Genomic DNA, 9,158 nt, shown 5'->3' with positions numbered 1-9,158 from the left:
TTGTCAGGCCAGCCGGGCGGGGGCGGGCGCGGTCGGCGCCAGCCGGAGCCGTCCTCGTAGCGCGGTGAGTTCTTCGGTGACCTGGTCGAGGGCCGAAGGCGTCCACCCGTCGGCGATGCCGGGCAGGTGGTCGGCGATCGCGGCGGCGGCGGCCGGTGGGTATTCGATCCGCCCGTCGCGCACCTGCACACCGTCGCGTCGCCCGACCCGGAGGTTCCAGTCGACGGCGGCGTCGCGGGTGAGGCCCGGGGGGAGGTCCAGGGCGATCGTGCCGGCGGTGATCCGGACCGGATACCCACCGGGCAGTCCCATCGGCCCGGGCAGGTTGGCGTGGATCTCGACGCCGGTGACGAGGTCGAGCAGCATCCGGGCGGCCGCGTGCCCGGCGATGGCGTTGAGGTCCCGGCGCGGCAGCGCCCGGTCGGCGGCGAGCAGCGTGGTGACGCCGGGCACCGGGGTGTCGTCGCGCCAGGCTCGTACCTCGTCGTCCGGATCGGCCGGCGCGGCGAGGTGCACGTGGTGGCCGAGCACCGCGAGTCGGTCACCGGCGCCGAGGCGCAGGCCGGCCCGCAGGCAGGCCGCCAGGGTGGCCACGTTGCCGATGCCGCACAGCACCGGCAGGTCCAGGGCGGACAGCAGCGGGTTCACCCCGTCCGGGAAGGCGCCGTTGACGAACCGGGTGCCGGGACTCACCCGGGCCACCGCGCGGGCCAACCGCACGGCGATCGTGGCCTGCAACGGGAGGGTGAGCCCGAACCCGGCCTCGGCGACGAGGCTGGTCCAGGCCGAGGGCGCGGTCACCCGCTCGTACGGCGACTGTGCCGAGGCGCAGCAGACCAGCACGTCGGGCCGGAGCCGGTCCAGCGCGTCGGCCTCGTCGGCCAGCGGCTCGGCGGTGAAGGAGACCTTGTTGCCGCTGACCGCGGCCCGGGCCCGGCAGCTCCGGGCGAGTGCGGCGACCCTCGCGCCGTCGCGGGCCAGCAGGCTGACCGTGACCGGCACGTCGGGTCGACCGGTGGGGTGCGACGGCGCCAGCGCCGCCAGCGAGTGGCAGAGCGCGCGGGCGAGGGCTCCGCTGCCGACGACCGCGATACGCCCAGGGGTGACAGGCAGCACGACGGATCGCCTCCCCCCAGCGACGGACGCACGCCCGCTGCATCGCGGACCGCATCGAGACACGTACATTGATCAAATCGACCAGGCGGCATCTCTGCGGGGGATACTGCCACGGAATCCCATGGGTGGGTAGCCCACCTCCGGCCCAATCCCGGTCAGGAATCCGACCTGCTCAGCCGCCTGGAGAGGAGCATCGGGGCGGACCGATGGGCATTCGCCTGGTTCGATCGGATGCACACCTCCGGCACATCGGACAGTAGCGTCGGCGGCATGGATGAGCAGAGGATGGCCCGTGGTGGCAGCGGCGCGGAGAGGCTGATCGGGGCGCCCGGGGCCGTCGCGCGGGCCTCGTGCCGGTGACGCGCCGCCGTTGACGGCGCACGGCATGGTGGACCGCGGCGCGTCGTAGCGAACGGCGCGGTCGTGGTGGGCCCGGCGCGGCTCGCTCCCCCTCAACGGATCCGGCCGCGTACGGACGCGGACGTCACGGCGAAAGGCTCATGACACGTGTTCAGGTCCATGATGAAGTCGAAGATCCACCGGGCCACGGTGACGCAGGCCGACCTGCACTACGTCGGCTCCGTCACCGTCGACGCGGATCTCCTGGAGGCGGCCGACCTGCTGCCCGGCGAGAAGGTCGACATCGTCGACATCGACAACGGCGCACGGCTCTCCACCTACGTCATCGAAGGGCCCCGGAAATCCGGGATCATCGGCATCAACGGGGCCGCGGCCCGGCTGATCAACCCGGGGGATCTCGTCATCCTGATCGCCTACGCGCTCGTCGAGGAGTCGGCGGTGCGCGACTTCCAGCCCCGGGTCGTGTTCGTGGACGACGGGAACAGGCTGGTCAGTCGGGGACACGACGCGGCGGAGGTGCCGGACGGCCACGGCCTGCTCTCCGGCGCGGTGCCGCGCGGCGCGGCGGGCTGAGGCGGCTCCGGCCGACGTCGCGGCGGCGGTCCGTCGGCGGCGCGTGGGCCGCCGGCCCGGGGCGGTGGCGGGATCACCGACCGGTCATCGGCGCTCCCTACGCCGGGCCACGGCGGTCCGGGGCGCAGTTGTGGCTCCTCCGCTCGACCGTCTGTTCGGTGTCGTCGACGGTGATGCCCGACGGTGCGCCGTCGAACCAGGTCTCGACCTTCTCCCAGCCGCGGCGCTGCTCGTAGTGCAGGTGCGGTGCGCCGGAGTTGCCGGTGCTGCCGACCCGGCCGAGCTGTTCGCCCTGGGCGACCCGCTGACCGACCCGGACCAGCGGCGGTTCGAGCAGGTGCAGGTACTGCGTCTCCCACCGGCCGCCGTGGTCGATCTTCACCCAGTGACCGCCGCCGAGGCCACGCGGCCCGTCCGGGTCGTCCGGGGTGCGGCCGCCCAGCGACCCGTTGATTCCCGCCTCGGTGACCGTGCCGGCGTAGGACGCCAGGACCGGCCGTCCCCATGCCTCACCCGTGGCGGGGAAGAGGTCGACGTCGTAGTCGTCGTGGCCGGGGTAGGTGCTCAGCCGCCAGGTCTCACCGCAGGGCACGGGGAGTTGGAAGAGCGGGCGCGGACCCGGTGGCCGCAGGAGCGGCACGACGACCAGCGCGACGGCGAGGAGGGCCGCGACCGCGCCGACCACGAGGAGGGTACGGACCGCGGGGCTGCGGCCACGCCGGTGGGTGCGTGTTCTGGCGGGCGAGCCGGTGGTCACCGGACCGAGCGTGGCACATGCCGGCAAGGCGCCGCCTCGCCGGACGCCACCCGGGGCCCTCGGCCGGGGTCAGCCAGGATCCCGCCGGCCCGGGCCCACGGTGACCGGTGGACCGAACCGGACCGGGACGCCGGGCGAGTAGAGCACGCTGACCGGCGGTCCGGCCGGCGCCGGCAGCCCGGCGGCCGTGACCAGCTCGTCGTCCAGGTGCAGCAGCTCGGCCCGGTGCAGCGGCCAGCGGGGATGCCAGTTCGGCAGGTGCAGCGTGCGTCCGTACGCCCGGGTGTGCAGCCCCCACCGGGCGGTGACGAAGTGCTCCAGCGGGGTCGGCTCGGCGATCGGTGCGCCCACCCGGACCTCCATCCGGCTCGCGGTACCGGTCGGGCCGGGCCAGCGACGCCGGCACCGGTAGGTGAGGCGGTCACCGTCGCGGTCCAGCCGCATCGCCGACCACAGGTACGGCAGCCGCAGGGTCACCCGGGCGACCAGCACCGGGACCAGCCGGGACGCGTCCAGCGAGCGGAACACCACCGCGCGCCGGCCGGCGCCGTCGACCGAGTAGAGCCGGACGTTGGTCTCCCAGAAGCTGCCGAGGTAGGGCACCCCCGGCCCGCGGCCGAGGCCCAGCCCGACCATGCGGAAGCCGATCAGGCCGACGTGGCTGAGTCCGTCGAGGGTGTCCGGGCGGGTGCCGGCGGGCAGCAGGGGCGCGACCAGCTCCGGTGCGACCGCCCAGTGCAGGAAGGTGAGGTCCTCCCAGCGTTGCCGCAGGAACGCGCGCGGGAACGCCTGCCCGGGTGCGGCCTCGACCGGATCGATGTCCACGTGCTCATCCTGCCCGATGCCGGCGGGACGGGCCGGTCATCCTGCTCCGCCCGCGCGGCGACGGTGGCGTCCGACAGTGCCATCGGCGCACTGACTGTTCAGTCAGGGATTGCGTCGAATGACGTTGCACGGGCAGTCGGTTCTCTACGCTTCGAACTCAGTCCGACAGCAGCGGCGCAGCGCCCGCGGCCCCTCGCCCCTCCGCTCCTCCCCCGTTTCCCAGTGCGGCCGACATCTCGACGTGACTGACAAGGAAGACGCAGTGGATGCAGACAGCGGCACCTGGCTCGTCCGCAGGACGGTCCGCCAAGCGGTCACCAACCTCCGGCGGGACCCGGACGCCCCACCGGGCCTCACCGAACACGCCGACGCCGTCGGCGCCCTCCTCAACGACCTCATCAGCTGCGTACTGGCCGCGGAGACCTGGCCGGGGCCGCTGGTGCTCGTCTCCCTGTGCAGGACACTGCGCATCGACCGCGCGGGGCTGGACGTCCTCGCGCACCACACCCTCACCGCGCTCCTCGCCCAGCAGCCGGGCCCGGCGGCGCTCGTGCGGGCCGGCGCCACCTTCGCCGCGGCGAACTGCCACCTGCCCCCGACGGACCTCTCCGACGCCCCACCGGCGACCTCGGCCCTCCCCGACGAGCCGGGCCGGCCCAGGGCCCACCTGCCGATGCCACCCACCTGGACGTGCAGCGGCTGCGCCGGGGAGTGGCCGTGCGCGACGAAACAGCGTCATCTCCTGGCCGAGTTCGGCGGATCCCGCCCCGCTCTCGGGATGTATCTCGGCTCGTGCTTCAGCGCCGCGCTGTTCGACCTGCCGGCCGTCGACCGACAACACCTGCGACACCGCTTCCTGGGCTGGCTTCCCCGGGGACCACGTGGGTGACCTGCCGGCCACGCCGTCGCCGCCGAGCGCGACCGCGCCGACGGGTGGTACGGGCCGGCGACCGGGACGGCCGCCGGCCCGCCCGTCTCAGCCGCCGCTCACGGTGAGCGTGTCGACGTCGAAGAGGGAGCCGGCGCCACCGGTGAAGACCAGGTGCAGCGGTCCCGTGCCGGTGCCGGTGAGCGTCGTGTTGACCGTCTGGAAGCTCTCCCAGCCGCCGGTGTTCGGTACGGTCACCGACCCGAGCAGCGGCCCGGTCGACGAGCCGGACCGGATCTGGATGGCGCCCCCGGCGCCGCCCGACGAGATCCGGGCGGAGAAGCCCGTCCGGCCGGCCGTGCTCACCTGGGCGTACCCGGCCCAGTCGCCGTTGTTGATGTAGCCGAGGGTCCGGCCGCCACTGGCCGGGGCGTGGTTGGCGATCTGCACCCCGGCCGAGGAGGTGTAGGACTCCCCTTCCACGGTCACCGGGGACCCGGTCAGCTCCTTGATGCGGATGTTGCGGAACGAGACGTCGTCGCCGGTGCCGTGGTTCTGGATGCCGATGTGGCCCTGTTGGAGGCTGCGGGTCGGATCGGTGTTGGTGAAGTCGTTGACCCGTACCCCGTTGAGGAACACCTGCACCCGCTCGCCCTGCACCAGCAGCTCGTAGGTGTTCCAGGCGCCGGGCGGGTTGACGGCGGCGTCGCGGGCGGCCACGTCGGGTGCCTTGACCGCGTAGACGGCGCCCGTGGTGCGCTCCGGCACGTCGGTCGCGTCGAGCTGGATCTCGTAGCCGTCCCGGGTGCCGGACCAGGGTGACGAGGAGGGCGGATAGCCGATCAGCACGCCGGAGTTGTCGTCTCCGGCGAGCCGCCAGTCCAACTTCAGCGAGTACGACCGGAACTCCTTGGCCGAGTACCAGAAGGTGCCCAGGCCTCCGAACGAGCTGAGGGTGGCGTCGGTGTTGGTGAACCCGCCCGGTCCGGCCTGGGACCATCCGGTGGTGGAGCCGTCGTAGAGGGTGGTGTAGCCGGTCTCCGGGCGGCAGTCGGCCTTCGCCCAGCCGGCCGCGTACCGGATGCCACCCAGCAGGTGCGCCCGGAACGCCGCGTCGGCGTACGACGCCTGGGTGTGCCCGCCGCCGGTGTAGAACGCCCGGCCGGAGGACTGCGGGTGGCACCAGGCGATGGGGTGGTCGCCCATGGTCCCGCCGGAGTAGCTGGCCTCGTCGAGGCTGGCCAGCACCCGCGCCGAGGACCGGGGGTTGGTGCGGTAGTTGTACCACTCGTCGGTGCGGGTCCAGCTGCGCGGCAGGTGCGCGGTGGCCGGGTGGGCGCGGTTCTCGACCCGTACGGTGGCCTGCTGGATGGCGGGGTGGGAGGCGAACCAGGCGCCGACGAGCTGGCCGTACCACGGCCAGTTGTACTCGGTGTCGGCGGCCGAGTGCACGCCGACGAAGCCGCCCCCGCCGTTGACGTACGCCTCGAACGCGCTCTGCTGGGTGGCGTCGAGGACGTCGCCGGTGGTGTTGAGGAAGACCACCGCGCGGAACCGGGCGAGGTTCGTGGTGGTGAACGCGGCGGCGTCCTCGGTGGCGGTGACGGTGAAGTTGTTCGCCGCGCCCAGGTCCCGGACGGCCTGGGTGCCGACGGCGATCGAGTCGTGCCGGAAACCGGCGGTCTTGGAGAAGACCAGCACCTGGTAGGCCGGGTCGGCGGCCAGCGCCGGCGGTGCCGGGGCGAGGCTGCCGGCCAGCAGCGCGGCGGTCAGGGCCGCGACCATGCGGCCTGCTCTGGAGAAGATCATGACGGTCCCTTCAGGACAGGGTGAACGAGTCGACGTCGAACAGGAACCCGGTGCCGGCGCCGGTGTAGACCAGGAACAACGGACCGGAGCCGGCGGCCGTGAGGGTGGTGGAGACGGTCTGGAAGGTGTCCCATCCGCCGGTGGACGGCACGGTGACCGACCCGAGCAGGGTGCCGGTCGACGAGCCGGCGCGCACCTGGATCGTGCCGCCCGCCGCGCCGGAGGAGATCCGCGCGGCGAACTTGGTCCTGCCGGCGGTGGGGACCGTGGCGTATCCGGTCCAGTCGCCGTTGTTGACGTAGCCGACGGTCCGGCCGCCGTTGGCGTGGGGATGGCTGGCCACCTGCACGCCGGACTGGGAGCTGTACGACTCGGCCTCGACGGGCGGGGTGAAGGTGAACGCGTCGAGGTCGAAGAGGTTGCCGCTGCCACCGGTGAAGACGAGGAAGAGCGGGCCGGAGCCGCTGGGAGCCGCGGCCAGCGCCGTACTCACGGTGGTGAAGCTCTCCCAGCTTCCGGTCACCGGCACGGTGACCGACCCGAGCAGGGTGCCGGTGGACGAGCCGGCGCGCACCTGGATGGCGCCGCCGGCCCCGGCGGAGGAGACCCGCGCGGTGAAGGTGGCGGCACCGCTGAGCCGGTACGGCTGGAAGGAGATCCAGTCACCGTTGTTGACGAACCCGACGGTCTTGCCGCCCTCGGCGTTGACGTGGTCGACGACCTGGATGCCGACCTGCCCGAAGTGGTGCTCGGCCTGCCGGTGCCGCGGTTGCAGCACCGCCCGCGCGTGGGTGGTCAGCCCCCCGGCGTCGGTGTACTCGGCGTCGAAGACGCCGTAGAGGTTGGCCGAGGCGTCGTGCTCGCCGTCGACCGGAACGGTGATCGACCCGGTGCAGCCGGTCTTCGAGGTGAGCGCGTGGTCGTGGCTGTCGTGGCCGATCAGGTAGGTGACGGTGACCTTGGCGCAGTCAACCGTGCCGTCCTCGGCGTCGGTCACGGTGACGGTGAACGGCACCGTGTCGCCGAAGGCGAAGAGTTGGCCGGCGGCCGGGCTGACGAGGGTCACCACGGGCGCGGTGTTGCCGACGGTGATCGGCACGCTGGCGGTGGCGGTGAGCCCGGTCGGGTCCGTCACGGTCAGGGTGGCGGTGTACTGGCCGTTGGTGGTGTAGGTGTGCGAAGGGTTCGCCGCGGTGGAGGTGCCGCCGTCGCCGAAGGTCCACCGGTGGCTGAGCGTGCCGCCCTCGGGGTCGGAGCTGCCGGCGGAGGAGAACGTCACGGTCAGGGGCGCCGCCCCGGAGGTCCGGTTCGCCGAGGCCTTGGCCACGGGCGCCTTCGGGCCGGGCTTGTACTCGACGCGGTAGAGCGCGACGTTGGTCGAGGAGGTGCCGTAGTCGAGCACGTACAGCGCCCCGTCCGGCCCGAACGCCATGTCCATCACCTGGGTGCCCTGCCACGGGAAGGAGGCGATGGAGCCCGGCGACCCGTCGGCGTTGACGTCGATCGCCTTGATCCACTTGCGGCCGTACTCGCCGGCGAAGTAGTGGCCGTCGAGGTCGGCCGGGAACTTGACCGACGAGTTCAGGGCCGCGTTGTAGCGGTAGACCGGTCCACCCATCGGGGACTCGGAGCCGCTGCCGAACTCCGGGGGTGAGCCGGCCGAGCCGCCGTACCGGATCCAGGACGCCTTGGCCGGCGGCAGCGTGGTGAGGCCGGTGTTGCGGAACGAGTTGTTGGTCGGGCCGGTCGCGCAGGCGTACTTCGCCCCACCGGTGCCGGTGGCGAAGTCCCACTCGTGGTAGGTCTCCTCGGGGGTGTTGGTGCCGGTGCAGTACGGCCAGCCGTAGTTGCCGGGCCCGGGGATGCGGTCGAACTCCACCTGCCCGGCCGGGCCCCGGCCGGTGATCGCGCCGCCGTCCGGCCCGTAGTCACCGAGGTAGACCACGCCGGTGGCCCGGTCCACGCTCATCCGGAAGGGGTTGCGGAAGCCCATCGCGTAGATCTCCGGCCGGGTCTTCGCGGTGCCGACGGGGAAGAGGTTTCCCGACGGGATGGAGTACGAGCCGTCCGCGTTCACCTTGATCCGCAGCAGCTTGCCCCGCAGGTCGTTGGTGTTGGCCGAGGTGCGCTGGGCGTCGAACTGCGGGTTGCGCTCGGTCCGCTCGTCTATCGGTGAGGAGCCGGCGGACTCGAAGGGGTTGGTGTCGTCGCCGGTGGTCAGGTAGAGGTTGCCGGCGGCGTCGAAGTCGATGTCCCCGCCGACGTGGCAGCAGAGGCCCCGGTCGGACGGCACCTTCAGCACCACCTTCTCTGAGGCGAGGTCCAGCGTGCCGGCGGTGGTGAGCACGAAGCGGGACAGCCACAGCTCGCCCTTCCAGGCGGTCCAGTCGGTGGCGGTGCCGGTCTTCGGGGCGTCTCCCGCCGGGGTGCTCAGCTTCGGCGAGTAGTAGAGGTAGACGTGGCGGTTGCTGGCGAAGTTGGGGTCGACCGCCACGCCCTGCAGGCCCTCCTCGTCGTGGGTGTAGACGGTCAACTTGCCGGCGACGCTGGTGTTGCCGGCGGCGTCGGTCAGCCGCACCGTGCCGTCGCGGGCGGTGTGCAGCACCGACCGGTTGGGCAGCACGGCCAACGACATCGCCTGGCCCAGCTCGGCCGAGCCGATCGCCAGGGTGACCTGCTGGTAGTCGGCCGGGTCGATGGTGGTGTGGGCGGTGGCGGGGGTGGTGGCGCCGGTGACGGCGACCACACTGCCGGTGACGCTGAGCAGGGCGGCGTGCAGCAGCCGCGACCAGCGCCTCCGTGGGGACGGGGACATGGGCGTCTTCCTCTCCTGAGCTGGGGGTCAGCCAG

At 72.9% G+C, this 9,158-nt stretch carries 7 protein-coding genes; 2 read left to right on the top strand and 5 right to left on the bottom strand.

Going from position 1 to position 9,158, the window contains the following annotated elements; all coding sequences use genetic code 11:
* Window positions 1–3: 3 nt before the first annotated feature.
* Complete coding sequence (locus V6U79_RS09250; RefSeq protein WP_334614247.1) at window positions 4–1,116, bottom strand: potassium transporter TrkA; 1,113 nt, start codon at window positions 1,114–1,116, stop codon at window positions 4–6.
* A gap of 507 nt (window positions 1,117–1,623) precedes the next feature.
* Here V6U79_RS09250 and panD point away from each other — a divergent pair.
* A complete protein-coding gene (panD, locus tag V6U79_RS09245) occupies window positions 1,624–2,049 on the top strand; it encodes an aspartate 1-decarboxylase (RefSeq protein WP_334522086.1) in 426 nt (141 codons plus the stop codon).
* Between the two features lie 97 nt (window positions 2,050–2,146).
* Here the strand turns inward: panD and V6U79_RS09240 are convergent, their stop codons facing one another.
* The gene (locus tag V6U79_RS09240) at window positions 2,147–2,806 is read right to left on the bottom strand and encodes a M23 family metallopeptidase (protein ID WP_334614245.1); all 660 of its coding nucleotides are present in this window, start codon (window positions 2,804–2,806) and stop codon (window positions 2,147–2,149) included.
* A gap of 69 nt (window positions 2,807–2,875) precedes the next feature.
* Window positions 2,876–3,631 (bottom strand): YqjF family protein, encoded by a 756-nt coding sequence (locus tag V6U79_RS09235; protein WP_334614244.1) that lies wholly within the window; start codon window positions 3,629–3,631, stop codon window positions 2,876–2,878.
* Between the two features lie 262 nt (window positions 3,632–3,893).
* Here V6U79_RS09235 and V6U79_RS09230 point away from each other — a divergent pair, with 262 nt between their 5' ends.
* Window positions 3,894–4,520 (top strand): hypothetical protein, encoded by a 627-nt coding sequence (locus V6U79_RS09230; protein WP_334522077.1) that lies wholly within the window; start codon window positions 3,894–3,896, stop codon window positions 4,518–4,520.
* An 87-nt stretch (window positions 4,521–4,607) separates the two neighbouring features.
* On the opposite strand, the gene V6U79_RS09225 is transcribed toward V6U79_RS09230, so the two are convergent.
* Both V6U79_RS09225 and V6U79_RS09220 read right to left on the bottom strand, forming a co-directional pair.
* Window positions 4,608–6,284 carry a ThuA domain-containing protein gene (locus V6U79_RS09225; protein ID WP_334614243.1) on the bottom strand — a complete coding sequence of 559 codons (1,677 nt, stop codon included), beginning with the start codon at window positions 6,282–6,284 and terminating at the stop codon, window positions 4,608–4,610.
* Between the two features lie 34 nt (window positions 6,285–6,318).
* On the bottom strand, window positions 6,319–9,123 hold the full coding sequence (locus V6U79_RS09220; RefSeq protein WP_334614242.1) for a carbohydrate-binding protein: 2,805 nt from the start codon (window positions 9,121–9,123) through the stop codon (window positions 6,319–6,321).
* Window positions 9,124–9,158: the final 35 nt, after the last annotated feature.

The sequence above is a fragment of the Micromonospora psammae genome, assembly GCF_036902725.1.
Classification (GTDB): Bacteria; Actinomycetota; Actinomycetes; order Mycobacteriales; family Micromonosporaceae; genus Micromonospora.
Note: the sequence above shows the minus strand (reverse complement) of the source record. Positions and strands in the feature narration are given on the sequence as shown.

What these genes read in the sequence shown, in the direction of transcription:
- V6U79_RS09225 (WP_334614243.1), bottom strand. Translation starts at nt 6,284, where the DNA reads ATGGTCGCGGCCCTGACCGCCGCGCTGCTGGCCGGCAGCCTCGCCCCG.
- V6U79_RS09220 (WP_334614242.1), bottom strand. Translation starts at nt 9,123, where the DNA reads ATGTCCCCGTCCCCACGGAGGCGCTGGTCGCGGCTGCTGCACGCCGCC.